The sequence below is a fragment of the Bacillus sp. DU-106 genome (assembly GCF_004799705.1).
GTDB lineage: Bacteria > Bacillota > Bacilli > Bacillales > Bacillaceae_G > Bacillus_A > Bacillus_A cereus.
The window spans coordinates 2,523,518-2,537,605 of sequence record NZ_CP026607.1 but is presented as its reverse complement, the minus strand read 5'-3'; the positions used below and the strand labels follow the sequence as shown (position 1 = coordinate 2,537,605).

The window sequence follows — 14,088 nt, the reverse complement described above, 5'->3', positions numbered from 1 at the left end:
TACGAAGTACAAATACATAGGAAGCCAATTCAGCTAAAAAGGTTTTCACTTCTAGCTTCAAACTTTGTAAGTTGAAATCGAAGCAATAAAAAAACCACAACCTAAGTCTTCAAGTTGCGGTTTTTGGTATTTTCTTTTTATATGCTACATGCCTTCTTGCATTGATAATCCTAATATGCAGGTTTTGTAAATTTTCCCTTTATGAATAACACTTCTTATTCATGACTTTTCAAATCCAATAATATTGAATGTAAACGATCCGGATAATTAGTAAACATCCCATCGACTCCCCATGAAAGTAACTTTTTCATATCTTTTTCATTATCTACTGTAAATGGATGAACTTCTAATCCGCTTTTCTTTATTTTCTTTACATAATCTGAATCAATATATTTGTAATTCATACCAAGACCTATGCAGTACGTTTTATACTTTTCTATCTCTAATTCTGTTAATTGAACTGCTTTTTTATAAGGTAATAATTGTACTAAAGATATATTACTATTTAAGCTATGAATCTTTTGCAGACTTTCTTCACTAAACGATTGAATAATAACTTTATCCTGTATTTCATAGTGATTAATAATTTCTAATAATTTTTCTTCCATTCCTGGATATTCATTAGGTGATTTTGTTTCGATATAATAGTTTGCGTTATGCCCAAACGTTTCAATAATTTCTGTTAATGTTGGGACTTTAGCATTTTCAAATTCTTTCTTTGCTAAGTTCGGATATTTTTCGTTGAAAAAAGAATCTGCATTTAGTTGCTTTATTTCTACTAATGTATGCTCTTTCACTAGCCCAGTACCATTTGTTGTACGATTTAAGGTTTCGTCATGCATTGCCACTAAATGCCCATCTTTTGTCATTTGGAGATCAATTTCTATATAATCTCCATTCATTTTTTGTCCTAATTTATATGCTGTTATTGTATGTTCAGGCGCATATGCAGAAGCACCTCTATGTGCGATATTTTTTATATGATTTGATTGATTCATAGCTTTAGTATACTTATGTTCATTTATTTTCTGAAAAACAAAGATACTTATTACTATAAAGGCACAAATTATTGTAACGAGATATATCTTTTTCATAACGATTTATAAGCTCCTATATAAAGACGATTTAACTTGAATGATTTACTCAATTAAATGTCGATTTTCCAATACAGTCATTTTGCCGATAGCTTGAAATCCCGATTTTTTATAAATATTGATTCCATCGGGTGAAGCTTGTAATACACAATACGTATTTTTAAATTTATGTGCTTCTTGCAGCAGGAAATTGAACATAGCAGATCCAAACCCTCGTCCTCTCATTCCTTCTTTAGTTGCTATGTCATAAATACCAATACTATCTTTTGAACATATCAATGAACCAACAGTTACGACTTCACCTTCATATAACCCTAAAAATAATTTCATATTCTCACTGTTACATATATCAAGATTAGAAATTTGATTATAGAATGCTTGTACATATATACCTTCTTCTGATGTGCCGAATAGATTAGCTAACGTTTCTCCAAATTTATTTATTTGTCCAGGTGAAGATGCTTGTTGAATAGTAAAACTTACTGGCATGTTTATTGTTGGGGAAATTGTTTTTAAGTCTGCTACCATCGCAATATTCTGTTCCACTTCTTTTAAACCGATTTTAATTAACTCACTTTTTATATCCCGCTCTTGCTCCTCATCCCATAACCAAACACTCATTGGAAAATTTCTTTGATAATAGTATTCTACCTCTTTATATAATTTCTCGATCCCTTCCGTTAAATTATTGTTTAGTAGAGTGATGATATTAAATGTATCGGCAGGTAATCCACAATCAACAGCAATATAATCTTTCGTTTTTTTTATACTCATTCCGGGCACAAATTGTGCAACATATGAAGTTTTAAATGCAAAGTTATCTAGTAGTAGTTGTTTATAATTCATCAATAGTTCTCCTTTTCATAAAAAGTAACACTCGAATTTTTCTATATTAAATATAACATATTAGAAATTTACCATTTTCTATAAAAAGTACCTCTTTAAATTGTGCTCTATAGTTTAAAATAATTAAAAATGATATAACGTTGTCGGAATGAAAAAAGTGGTATATAATAAATATTAACATTACTAGTAATTATTTTAGGTATTCCTAGAATAAAGGAGCGATACATATGAAAATTACTATTTATTTCGGAAGTCATGAAGATCAAGATGTTCGTACTATGGACTGTCATTTAGATGTAGAAGATACAGAAGAGATTGTTTCTGTATCATAATATAAATAGTTAGGGTAAACCCTATCCCTTACAGCGTTTAAGGCACCTTTTATAAGGTGTCTTTTTTGTTATATTTTCATCAAAAACCCTTTACTTTATAGCGTTTTAATAGTAAAATATAAATATACGAACAAATGTTCTTTTTTATTTTAAACGTACATGAAGGGATGATTTTAACAATGGCTCCATTAAAGCGCAGAGGAAGAAAAAAGCAAGCACCTATTATTTCAAATACAGGCTTTATCGGCTCTGTCTTTATTGATACATTGGAGTTACAAAAGAAATCCTATTATTTCGCTCGTAAAAAACTTCAAATTGTTCATCACGTACTAGATGGTCTCTCTGGAGCAACAAGTGCTTTATTTAAAGAACATAACATTTCAGCATACATGTCATGTGTGTATTTACATAAACAAAAGAAAATTGGTTTTGTTCTTTCAACGAAACCATTTGAACAAAGTGATGGCGTTGCTTATTTTGTAAATTATTTAATCGAAAAGAATTTTTATGGCGGCCATGATGAAGATGTAGAATATCAAGAAGTATTTAATACAGGTTTTATCGGTGTAGTATTCGCTGATTTATCTAGTATAGATCGCTTTAATTTCGAGTTTGAAATGGGTATGCTAACGAAATTAATGAAAGATATGATTATTCCAGTTAAAGAACTCTTTTTACGCCATAATGTACCGGCTTACATCTCCACTTCTCACTTAGAAGAACAAAACAAATTAGGTTTCGTTCTCTCTGTAAAGCCATATGACGAACGTGCTGAAGCAGATTTATATTTTGAAGCATATTTAAAAGAACGCGGATTATTTATTGGTGATGAAGAAGATGATATTGATAAGATTGTCATTAGAAAAACCGCTGAATTACGATAGAAAAGCGCAGGATGCTAATCCTGCGCTTTTTATAATTTATGAAACTGATTTACCAAATAAACGGTATTAATTTTTTTGTTTTCTGTTTATAGACTGTAAATTGTTCTCCATACTTTTTCTGTAAGTAACCATCAGATTTTGGAATATATTCAAAAACGAATACAAAGAACAGGCCTAGAGGTATAAATAAACTATAAATATTGCTAGCGATAAATGCTAAACCTAACACCCAAAGGCAATCCCCCAGATAATTAATATGAATCGCATATTTAAATAAACCACCTGTATATAGCTTACCTTGATTTACAGGATTGTCTTTAAAGGATTTTCTAAGTAGCTCTGAAACTGTGTTTAACATACTTCCTCCTAAAAACAATATCCAACCTATTGTAAGTAATATTAAATTAGGATCCTGATTACTAGTAATCATTAAGATTGGAAAACCTAAATAATAAATTCCAAAAGCAATACTGTTCATAATGGCTTCTTGCCATGAAATCCCTCTAGGCAACCATATAAACATCATAGCCGTTAATCGTAAAGCGGTGATAATTAAAGCTATAAACAGCCCTATTGAAATGCCTGGTTTGAAATAAGTAATGAAAAGTAAGTAATACGCAATGATTAGATAGATAATCTCAGTAACTAAAATTAATATTTTTTCTTTTATTGTTGGCCGGTTTATACCATACATTGTGATACGCTCCTCCCTTTATTCATTTTATAGGAAAATAAACTTCTATGATATTATTCTCCTCCTGTGTGCTATAAGGATTCGTTTTATAAACTTCAAACGGAGCTCCATTCAGTTTATAGTTATTTTCTTCAATCCAAATGTGTAGCTTTGTATGAATAAAAGGTAATTCTTCGTAAGAACCAATAAGCGTAGCCATTGCGCAAAGATCGGGATTAAACACTTTTGTTTTATTTGTGGCTTCTGCAAGGGGAATCGCAATTTCCACATCATAATTTTCAGGTACATATTCTGAACTATGGAAAATAGCAAGTGGTTTTGCAATAGGTAATAAATTTTCAAATGAAATTTTACTAAACAACTCATTAAAGTGTGTTAGGAAATCAACGGTATTAATTTGTTTTCGCTGAGATGATATATTATAGGTTAAGTGATTTACAAGATTAATCTCAATATGATTTAAGTAACCTATGATACTTTCTTCTTCATCTAATTGTTGAATATCACGCTTTAATTTTTTTAATAAAGAAGAATAATATGTTATCTGCTGTGTTAGATTTTCTTGTTTGGTTTTCATTTTAGAGTTAAGCAATTCAGTTTTCTCCCGATTTTCTAAAATATCCTTAATTTCTTCCAGCGAAAATAAATAAGTTTTTAATCGTGTAATCAATAAAGCTATTTCTAATTGGAAAATATCATAGTAGCGATATCCATTCTTAGGGTCTATGAAAGCTGGTTTTAAAAGCCCAATTTCATCATAATAGCGCAGCGTCTTCATTGTAAGATGAGATATTTTTGAAAACTCTCCAATTGAAAGCATAACACTCACCTCCTGTAATTAATTATTTTAAATATACTGCTTCCTGTAAGGGGAAGGTCAATCAACAAAGTTAAATTTTCTTATTGTATTTAGAACGATATTCATCCCCCTCAACCTACAATTTTAAAGTAGTCTCCAAAACGAATATGTAATCTTTTCAAAATTGTTCATGGGAAATCAGCCGATTTTTTCATTTTATAGTATTTGCATTTCTTATCTTGAAAAATGTAGCAGTATCCATTATATAAATAATCTAAGATCTACTAAGCGCTATAATCTTTCGAATGAACTTCTAATATGAAACAATTCGATGAAACTTTAATTACTATTAAATATAAGATTCCCCCTACAATTGTAATCATGTAGGCTGGAATATAATTTAATAATAGACCGGATAGCGCCATTGCTATAGGAAGCATCATTTTACTTATACTTAATCCAATGCTGAGAACCCTCCCTCTATATTCATCAGGAATCTCTTTTTGCATGAAATAAGCTATAGGTATATCAATAAGCACTATAATTAGTCCTAAAAAGAACATAACAACACAATAGGTAATAACGTATACAAAATCATTTACCTCAAAACTTTTGAATAAAACTGGAATTCCTGAAATAATCATAAAAACCGCCAACATAAAGCTTAACTTTTTCAAAAGATAAGCGTAAGAAAAACGATCGGTTATCTTTTTTACTAAAATCGCACCAATTATCATGCCTACTGGAAAAGTCCCTTGAATCATACCAAATTGTTTAGAACCAAGATCGAGAACTGTATTAATAATGTATGGCAATGGAACAGTTACAGCAAACCCTAAGAAGAAATTAAGTGAAATTAAAATACTGAACGTATTTTTTAAGCTTTTCCGCTCCATTAAGTAAGAGTATCCCTCCTTTATATCTTCAATAAAATTAATTTTTCTAATTGAACATTCCTCATTTATGTTTTGCTCAAACAATTTAAAGTTAATAAATAATATGGAAATAGCCGAAAGGATAAATGAAATACCGTTTATAATTATAAAAATTTTAATATCAAAGACTGCAAAAACAATACCACCTAACATAGGACCTAGAATTAAAGATATAGAATCGATAATTTTACTTATAGAGTTAATACTCATTAGCCTCTCTTTGGAGACGATATTTGGTTTTGCAGCTTCTAATCCTATTCCAAAAAATGTTGTAAATACCGTTATAAGAAAGGTAGTAGCATAAATGGTGAATAAGTCTAATCCATAATTACTGCTAAATATATAAACAGTAATTAATAAGCTTCCACTTAGTAAATCCATACAAATGACCAATTTCTTTTTATTAACTTTATCTGCAATTACACCAGCAAATGGATTCATAACAATCATCGGAATAGTTCCTAAAATAAGCGTAATGGCAAAATTTAATGCTGATCCGGTTATATGTAAAACATATAATCCTAATGCAAAACTATAAATAGAGCTACCAAATATTGATACTGTTTTCCCGAATGAATAGAGACACATATTTCTTAGTTCTTGGTTTCTTTTTTTATTTTCTATATGTAATCGTAAACTTCCCATCACTTTTCCCCCTACCTAACTTTGTGTTACGTACATTGTAAGTTCTTGGGTCAACCCAATAGCAATATGTACGATTTGAAAAGTTTTAAGGGGAAATAAATAAAAGATGGGGTTAACCCCATCTTTTTCCGAAAAATGAATATGTATAAATTTCTTCTCCTTGAACAAAGAAATCCTCGTACCTTCCCCCTCGTATCAAATAATTTGAAGTACTTTCATCAATAGATTGAAACTGTAAATTTTCGATTTCTTTTGTTACTTTTGCAGATGTAAAATTCTCTCTGAGTCTAGGTGCAATTTGGCTATTTATGCTGAATTTATTAAATAAAATAAATGAACTTAATAAATAACAATTGTGTTTAAAAAGGGAATTTAATTCACACAATAAGAACTCCTCATATTCAAAACTATAATTACTTGTACCTGATTGATCGATTACAATATCAACAGAATTATTCTGAATAGGTATGTTTAGAAAGTCGGCACAGATAAATACAATATTTCTTTTCACATTTCTTCTCTCAATTACATCTTTTAAAAGTAAAAGTTTATTCAAATCTCGATCAACAGCAATATATAAACACTCTTCCGGTAGTTCTTCATAAATATTTCGTAAAAAGAACCCAATACCAGACCCTAAATCAAGTAGTATTTTTTCATTTAAATCTAATTGCATTAGTTTCTTTTTCGCCCATTCTCCTCCTCTTTGAACATTTTCCAAAAAAGCAGTATCCGTTTCATGGATATAATCTGAAATAGAATCTTCAAGTGATTTCCTCTTATACACCTCAAATAATTTTCCAGCTGTTAAAACTCCGGAAGTAATCGCGTATTCTTCACCACAATTACAAATTAATTTCCCCTCAACAATTTGATTTTTATTAATAATGCCATCTTCAAGAATTAAATTTCCGTTACACTTAACACATTTAAATAAATGAAGTACTTTTAAATCTACCCCTAAAATTGAACTCGAAATTTCAGTTTCTATAGATAAATTATTTAACGTTTTCTTTAATTTATCTTTTCGTTCCTTTAAGGTTTTTATCTCTTGCTCAATCTTTTCATATTTTACTTTAAATAAAGATTGATAAAAAATATCCTTTTCATAGTCTAAGGATTTCCCTAAATTTTTATAAAGAAACAGTTCTTTAATTTCATTCAAGCTAAACCCTATCCATTTGTACTCTAATATAAGTTCTATATCCTTTTGACAATACTCGTCAAAAAAATAGTGACTTCCTTTTTTCTCAGGAATAACGAGTCCGAGATCCATATAATGTCTAATCGTATCTACACTTACATTATTTACTTCTGCAAACTTACTGATTTTCATCCTAATCACTACCATTTATATATTTGTTTATACATACTTCTTTATTACTTTAAAAAATCCTTTCATCTCCCTATACAAAATTATTTATGCTATGAAAAAGATGTAATTAATTTTAAAGTTCCGCCACATCCCCATTAAGCTAAGCTTATATAAGTTTAGCTCCTCTTTTTTAATCTTGAATTTAAAAAAGAGGCGCAGGTATTACGTTTATGTCTATATATCTAAAAACTGTGAGTTCATGGATGAATTTAAAACTGCGGCGTAAGTACTGCAGTTTCTTCCTTTTTCATTGAGTTGAAATATGTAAAGTTACGTACTTTAACTGTAGCGGACTTGTACTACGCGTTCATATTAATTTTATAGACGTTTAAGGATTTTGTTTTATGGTAAGTATTCTTGCTGTGAAATCAGGATTGTAAATATAGATGAACGTGATTCAAATCAAAAAAAGGTACTCCTAGAAGTACCTTTTTTACTATTCTACATGTGCGAACGCTTTCAAAATTATTGGATATAAATTGATGTACGCATTGTATTAAATGGGGCATTTATAGATGTCTTTTGGTACTCAAAAGTTCCTTGTTGGTGTCCAGACGCATCCCATTTATAATACCAGCCAACGATTGGTCTTCCGCCAATTATAGTGGAATCAATACTTTTTACATTAGAACCATTCATTTTAGCAAATGGGTTTTGGCCATAGCCCATTTCTTTCGTTGTAATATATAAGTATTTTCCCCCGTGGTTACGCGATGTACTGAAGCTGTTCTGATTAATTGTTTCTACCCCGCCTAGCTCAGACTCTACTTGTACGACGTTTAGTGAAGTAAGTGGTGCTGCTGGTCCAGCTAAAGCTTCTGTTGCCATTCCTAATCCGACGAACGCTGTGATTGCTAACGATGAAATCCCTAGTGCTGCTTTTTTAAACATAAAAAACATCCCCTTCCATCTATTGTTTTCTCTTTCATTTTCAATATAATCCTAATAACCTTATATGTAAATAGATTGTAGTTTTATAAATATTAGTGCGAATATTCTATTATATATTTCTACAATTCCATTACTCAATATGAATGATTTACAGTGCAAAACGAAATACACACATGTCAAGTTTGTAGTGTTGACATAAAAATTGTAAACTGGCTTACGCCTCGTATTTATCATATTTTATATCCAACATTCCTAAGATTCTGTATTCTAGAATGTTTTTACTACAGCTATTCATTTTTTCTTTGCAGGAACAACTGTGATAACATCTCCTTTATCATTTAAAGTCAGAGAATGTAGAAATTATAGCTAGCTATTGATATGTTACCTACTACGTACTGGAGCGCAACCTATCTGATAGGTAAATGATTCATGTGAAAAAGGAGACGCTACCAGTTCTATAGCATCTCCTTTTTATTTAATAAGTTAGACAGAAAGAATAGAAATAATGTTTTTCTTGTTTCACTATCCTTTTGTTTGTAAATGAACTGAGTTTTGAAAAACTATCCTATATAGTATGAATCGGGTATAGACATTAAATAATAGAATAGGGCACCTATTACTCCACAAGTAAAAATAGTAACTCCCATATTTCTTATGCCTTTAATTTTTGACCAAAATCCAATAAATCCTGTTATTAACCCACTTAAAGAGAATAGTGAAAAGTTGGAAACGGGTGTAAGAAGAAATTCCGCATTAATCCCTGTCCCCCAACAAACAATAGGTAACACGACAAGGGTAAGACAAAGTAATCCCATTACACTTACAAGTAATTTAAGATATTTGATACCTGCAATAATTAAATAGATTCCACCTATAAATCCACATAACCAGTAAATTGGCATAAAGTAAATCCAAAGAAAATGCAAGATGATCATATGTAATTTCCTCCTATTTATTTTCGCTCATTGTAGTTCTGGTTATTTGATGTTCTGAATTCGTTGCTAATTTATTAAGTTGATTTAGCGTTTCTTCTAAATCAAACGAATTAAACCAACGGTAATCCTGTCTGTCTAGAATACGATAATGCTGACTAATTAGATTTTGTTGTAAGCGAAAATTCCCTTTTTCTTGAATCTGTTTCCACCAGACTTTTCCTCCCAATGTTTTTTCTTTGAAGTTGTTAGTGCTATTGTGGGCCATTGTTTCGATTACTACTAATGGATCATCCCCAAGAGTATTCTGTAAAACTTCACTATCTCTAAACAATGCACAAATAGCAACAGTGTTGGTCCAACCTGCATTCGTTCTCCCTTTCTCAATTTGAACAAGCGTTTTTTTTGATATGCCGAGAACTTCAGCCATTTTATCTTGTGTATATCTTTTTTCAGTGCGTATTAACTTTATTTTCGTTGAAATAAGTTCAATTGCATGCTCCTTATTCACTTTACCTCCCCCTCAAAAAGTAACTAATGTGTTATTTAGTGTAATTTTACACTTTAATCAATTCATTTTCAACTCAATCCTCCTTAAATCTTGTAAGAAATAATTGGATAAGTCATAAAAAAGGCATTCCACAGTTATCTATGAGAAGGTAGCTCGACCATCGATTTCTAACCTCGATGGAGATATGTCGAGATCACATTTCATTTTAATTAAATAAAAAACCCGTGAATTATTCACGGGTTTTACTTTAATAACTAATTGCAATTGTACCTTCACCTGCATGAACCGCAAATGAAATTGGTAATGGATATAATTTGAAATCCATTTCAGGGAATGCTTGTCTAATATCTGCAATCCATTCCTCGGCTCCATCTTTATCATTAGCATGGAACATATGAAGTACTTTTGGTAATTCTTTTTCAAGTTCATTTTTAATATATTCTCGACATTTTTGGATTTTACGAACTTTCTTTTCAAGTAAAAGCTCTCCACCTTTTACTTCTAATATTAAGTTAACACTTAATAAACTTCCAAGTAAAAATTGAATGCCCTTTACACGACCACTTGCATAAAGGCCTTTTAAACTTTTCGGGAATACGTGGAAAGGTCTTCTTTTTTCATCTACTAATGTTTTGTGTATATCTTGTAAAGTCATACCATCATTGTATAACGATTTCGCTTTTCTAATTAGTTCATCCATTGGATAACTTGTTGTTTCACTGTCTAATACCGTTAATGGAAAACCTGCCATTTCTGCAGCTAGCTTCATATTTTGATAGGTTCCACTTACTTTTCCGCTAATAGCAACTGCAAATCCCTCTTCATATTCTTCTTTGCATTTCGAAAATAAATCTACCATTTCCCCTATGTTAGGCTGTGATGTAGTGACAGTTTTACCTTCATTCAAAGCATTATAAACGCGCTCACGCACACCTTCTTCACAATCTTTGTACGACACACCATCAATAATAACTTCAATTGGGATAACAAAGTTATCTCCTTCTGTTTTAAAACTCGCAGTTGTACTATCAGTAATCCAAGCAACACGCTTCATGTTGTTCCTCCCTTAATTCAATTCCTCTTTTCTGACTTTTCTATATATTTATGTTACGAAAAGAGAATATCCCTGTAATAGTAACAGGACTTTATTGTTTTGGCTATAGTAGATGCATATTAATTGTGACTATTTCTTGTCTATTTCACAAATAAAAAAGAAAATCAAGGAATTTGCTCGATTTTCTTCTTATCATATACTATTTAAAAGTTTCATTATCTAAAATTACTACATAATCATTCGTTAATCGTCCAGCTTCTTTTGTATAACTAACAAGCCTTTGTATATTATCACAGCAAATTTTTGCTCCCCATACGAGTAACGGTACGCCAATAAAATCAATATGGAACCTTCTAGAAAACAGTCCACCGAAAGTCATCGGTAAAGGCACTGTTGGTGATGTATTAGAAAATATAATCTTTTCATGGCTTTGATAATGTTTTTGCAAGATTTCTCCTAAATGCTTCATCGCAGGTACAACAACTTTTGATGCGCCGCATCCAATCGTATATACAGGATGACCATGTTCATCGATTCCATGAAAAATAATTTTTCCCATATCTTCTGTTTTCAATTTATTAAAGTAATCTACATTCAAAATTTCTTCTTTCGTTAACTTACGATCCGTTGGTAGTTTATTTAAATGATACGCTGCAGCTAGTGAGGTAGTATGTGTTCCACCAAAATCTGTGTAAATGTATATCATATTATCATCCCTTGTTGTAAAAGTTCAATGTTAATTAGTATTACCGTTCTTAGCAATGTTAAACAAGGGATGTTATTTGTCCCATATGAATAATGGACTGGATTGTTACAAAGCACAACAAAGCCGGAATGAGCCAAATACGGTTTATTTTCACTTTTCGTTCTTTACTTTGCATCAAAACAATAATAAGAACAACAAGTAAAATATCCATTTAGAATCCTCCTATAAACTTGCTTATCTTTAAAGATTATATTCTCCTCTTTTCACTCCATACTTGAAATACGATAGCTACTTTCAAGTGTAAGATGGAAAATGTGATTTCTCATCAGCCTTAAGCATTATTTATAAAAATAAAAAAGACGTACTTTTTACTCGTACGCCTTTAATAACTCGTTTAAACTCCTATTTATCAACTAATTCCACACCTTTAGAATTAGTTTTATCCAACACTCGAATGTTAAATTTATTAATGGCTTTTAAAAAGATATTATAAATACAATATCCAAAAATAGAACCTAGAACATTACAAATCACATCATCAATATCAGTAATACGTCCCACTCCACTAAATAAAGACTCAATTAATTGTAGCAATTCAATACTAGCTGATATAGAAAATCCTAATAAAATTGTATTTTTGAATTTCTTATATTTATCCCATAGGATAGGTGCTAAAAATCCTAAAGGCATTAATAATAAAATATTCCCGCCTACATTTCTTACAATTAGCCCAATCATAAATAGGGCATCTCCATCATAAGCACTACCAATTTGATTGATGTCTTTAATAATTGATGCAAATGGTATTATATTGACCGAGCGATTCAGATTTTCAATATTAGAAGGAAAACCGATTGGTAAAGGGAATAAAGTTACTGCAACAACCATACAAATGTAAACCACGAATAAAAAACTTACTATTTCTTTCCACCAAATCACATGTTTTTTATTTTTGGTACCAATTAATATTCCACGTACAATTAAATAACAAATAACCCCTAAAATAATAAACAAACTACCGTTGATCATATACAAATTGTTAACACATCCTTTCATATGAATTAATAATTTAAATTTACAATTATATAGTAATATTTTTTAATTTAAAAATCCATATAAACATATGTAATTGTGCAGAATTACAAAAACCCCTTATTTAATAAATAAAGGGTTCCTCGTTAACTAAAATATTTTTCAGAACAGAAACAATCATAAACCCGTTTAAATTATTTTCGTATCTCTTCTTTTATATCCATATAATTAAAAAGCTCTTTCTATTTCTGTCATTAATTTTTCAGGTCCTGCCTCTTTATTCGATGGAATAACTAAAGTGATTCCTAATTCTGGATATATGGCCGAGCGAAAACTGACGCCTGGATCATATCCCATTACATGATATTTGAATACCTTGTTTTCTCGTGTTTCAATCCATATTCCATATCCGTAAGACTGTTTATCATTTACATAAATGTGGGGAGTTAAAAGTAACTTTGTATATTCCTTTCCTAAAATTTCATTATTAAATAGTGCCGCCCAAAATTTCAACATGTCTGGTGCAGTAACATATGCACCTCCATCAGCCCCTCCTTTTATTGGTATAGAGTAAGCGTTTGTTCTCCAATTTTGGTTGGTTTCGTCCTTTATATATCCTAGAGCTGTATGTCTTGGTAATTTATCTAATGAAAAATAGCCAGAATCATTCATGCCAATCGAATTAAAAATGTTTGTTTCTATATACTCCGTAAATTTAAGTCCCGTCTGTTCTTCTATTATTAATCCAAGTATGATAAAACCTGCGTTGTTGTAGTGAAACTTACTCCCAGGTGCAAACATCATATTATTGTTTTGAAATAATGGTAAAAAGTCTTTTAAGCTCTTTAATAGATACATAGGTGTTTGTTTCCAAAGATCCTCGAAGTTATCTATAATACTTTCATCAAAATAATCTGGTATACCAGAGCTATGCGTTAGTAGTTGATGTATTGTAATATCTTCATCGAAGTTTGGAAGTTTTATCTCTAGACAATCCTTTAATTTTGTATGAAAAGAAATAACACCTTTTTCAACAAGTTGACAGATTCCAATTGCAGTGAAAATTTTACATCCTGAGGCAATGCCGAATCTTGTTTGTATCGTATTGTTTATACATTCACTTTTGTTTGCGTAACCCATTGCTTTTTCATAGATTAAGTCTTTTTCTTTTTTTACTAAAACTACTCCAGAGAAATCTATTTTCTTTTGTATTTCTTTTACAATTCTATTAATTTCATCTTTTGTTTTTATCACGACAACCACCCTTGTCTTTCGGTATTGTTCTTTACCCTTATTAATTTTTCCATATAAAGGGGAAAGAACCCTTTTATTAAATACGATAAATTGTTAATGAGAAC

General features: G+C 30.5%; 15 protein-coding genes. 1 reads left to right on the top strand and 14 read right to left on the bottom strand.

Translation table 11 applies throughout. The features are described from left to right. Nucleotides 1-215: 215 nt before the first annotated feature. Together C3Y97_RS12925 and C3Y97_RS12920 are read right to left on the bottom strand one after the other, a co-directional pair. Entirely contained in the window at nt 216-1,094 is an 879-nt protein-coding gene (locus C3Y97_RS12925) for a glycerophosphodiester phosphodiesterase (protein ID WP_000725660.1), read from the bottom strand. A gap of 45 nt (nt 1,095-1,139) precedes the next feature. Further along, complete coding sequence (locus C3Y97_RS12920) at nt 1,140-1,940, bottom strand: GNAT family N-acetyltransferase (protein ID WP_001107087.1); 801 nt, start codon at nt 1,938-1,940, stop codon at nt 1,140-1,142. Nucleotides 1,941-2,451: 511 nt separating this feature from the next. Here C3Y97_RS12920 and C3Y97_RS12915 point away from each other — a divergent pair. Then, entirely contained in the window at nt 2,452-3,156 is a 705-nt protein-coding gene (locus C3Y97_RS12915; RefSeq protein WP_000035355.1) for a hypothetical protein, read from the top strand. Nucleotides 3,157-3,205: 49 nt separating this feature from the next. Here C3Y97_RS12915 and C3Y97_RS12910 read toward each other — a convergent pair whose 3' ends face one another. From C3Y97_RS12910 to C3Y97_RS12860, 12 genes are all read right to left on the bottom strand, one after another. Beyond that, on the bottom strand, nt 3,206-3,850 hold the full coding sequence (locus C3Y97_RS12910) for a methyltransferase family protein (protein ID WP_000274258.1): 645 nt from the start codon (nt 3,848-3,850) through the stop codon (nt 3,206-3,208). 22 nt (nt 3,851-3,872) lie between these two features. Further along, on the bottom strand, nt 3,873-4,670 hold the full coding sequence (locus C3Y97_RS12905; RefSeq protein ID WP_136363435.1) for a MerR family transcriptional regulator: 798 nt from the start codon (nt 4,668-4,670) through the stop codon (nt 3,873-3,875). 263 nt (nt 4,671-4,933) lie between these two features. Beyond that, nucleotides 4,934-6,229, bottom strand: a complete 1,296-nt coding sequence (locus tag C3Y97_RS12900) for an MFS transporter (protein ID WP_071740711.1) — start codon at nt 6,227-6,229, stop codon at nt 4,934-4,936. A gap of 112 nt (nt 6,230-6,341) precedes the next feature. Then, nucleotides 6,342-7,565 (bottom strand): MerR family transcriptional regulator, encoded by a 1,224-nt coding sequence (locus C3Y97_RS12895; protein WP_000703280.1) that lies wholly within the window; start codon nt 7,563-7,565, stop codon nt 6,342-6,344. Between the two features lie 504 nt (nt 7,566-8,069). Next, complete coding sequence (locus tag C3Y97_RS12890) at nt 8,070-8,495, bottom strand: DUF4879 domain-containing protein (protein WP_000472909.1); 426 nt, start codon at nt 8,493-8,495, stop codon at nt 8,070-8,072. Nucleotides 8,496-9,055: 560 nt separating this feature from the next. Beyond that, on the bottom strand, nt 9,056-9,430 hold the full coding sequence (locus C3Y97_RS12885; RefSeq protein ID WP_000584711.1) for a hypothetical protein: 375 nt from the start codon (nt 9,428-9,430) through the stop codon (nt 9,056-9,058). Between the two features lie 13 nt (nt 9,431-9,443). Further along, on the bottom strand, nt 9,444-9,938 hold the full coding sequence (locus C3Y97_RS12880) for a helix-turn-helix transcriptional regulator (protein ID WP_001031007.1): 495 nt from the start codon (nt 9,936-9,938) through the stop codon (nt 9,444-9,446). A 247-nt stretch (nt 9,939-10,185) separates the two neighbouring features. Beyond that, on the bottom strand, nt 10,186-10,992 hold the full coding sequence (locus tag C3Y97_RS12875) for a DegV family protein (RefSeq protein WP_000831929.1): 807 nt from the start codon (nt 10,990-10,992) through the stop codon (nt 10,186-10,188). 199 nt (nt 10,993-11,191) lie between these two features. Beyond that, the gene (locus C3Y97_RS12870; RefSeq protein ID WP_000639421.1) at nt 11,192-11,698 is read right to left on the bottom strand and encodes a DUF3189 family protein; all 507 of its coding nucleotides are present in this window, start codon (nt 11,696-11,698) and stop codon (nt 11,192-11,194) included. A 58-nt stretch (nt 11,699-11,756) separates the two neighbouring features. Beyond that, entirely contained in the window at nt 11,757-11,909 is a 153-nt protein-coding gene (locus tag C3Y97_RS27835; protein WP_000353713.1) for a hypothetical protein, read from the bottom strand. 191 nt (nt 11,910-12,100) lie between these two features. Next, complete coding sequence (locus C3Y97_RS12865; RefSeq protein ID WP_121868626.1) at nt 12,101-12,733, bottom strand: VanZ family protein; 633 nt, start codon at nt 12,731-12,733, stop codon at nt 12,101-12,103. A 225-nt stretch (nt 12,734-12,958) separates the two neighbouring features. Then, complete coding sequence (locus C3Y97_RS12860; protein WP_000598059.1) at nt 12,959-13,984, bottom strand: serine hydrolase domain-containing protein; 1,026 nt, start codon at nt 13,982-13,984, stop codon at nt 12,959-12,961. Nucleotides 13,985-14,088 lie beyond the last annotated feature (104 nt).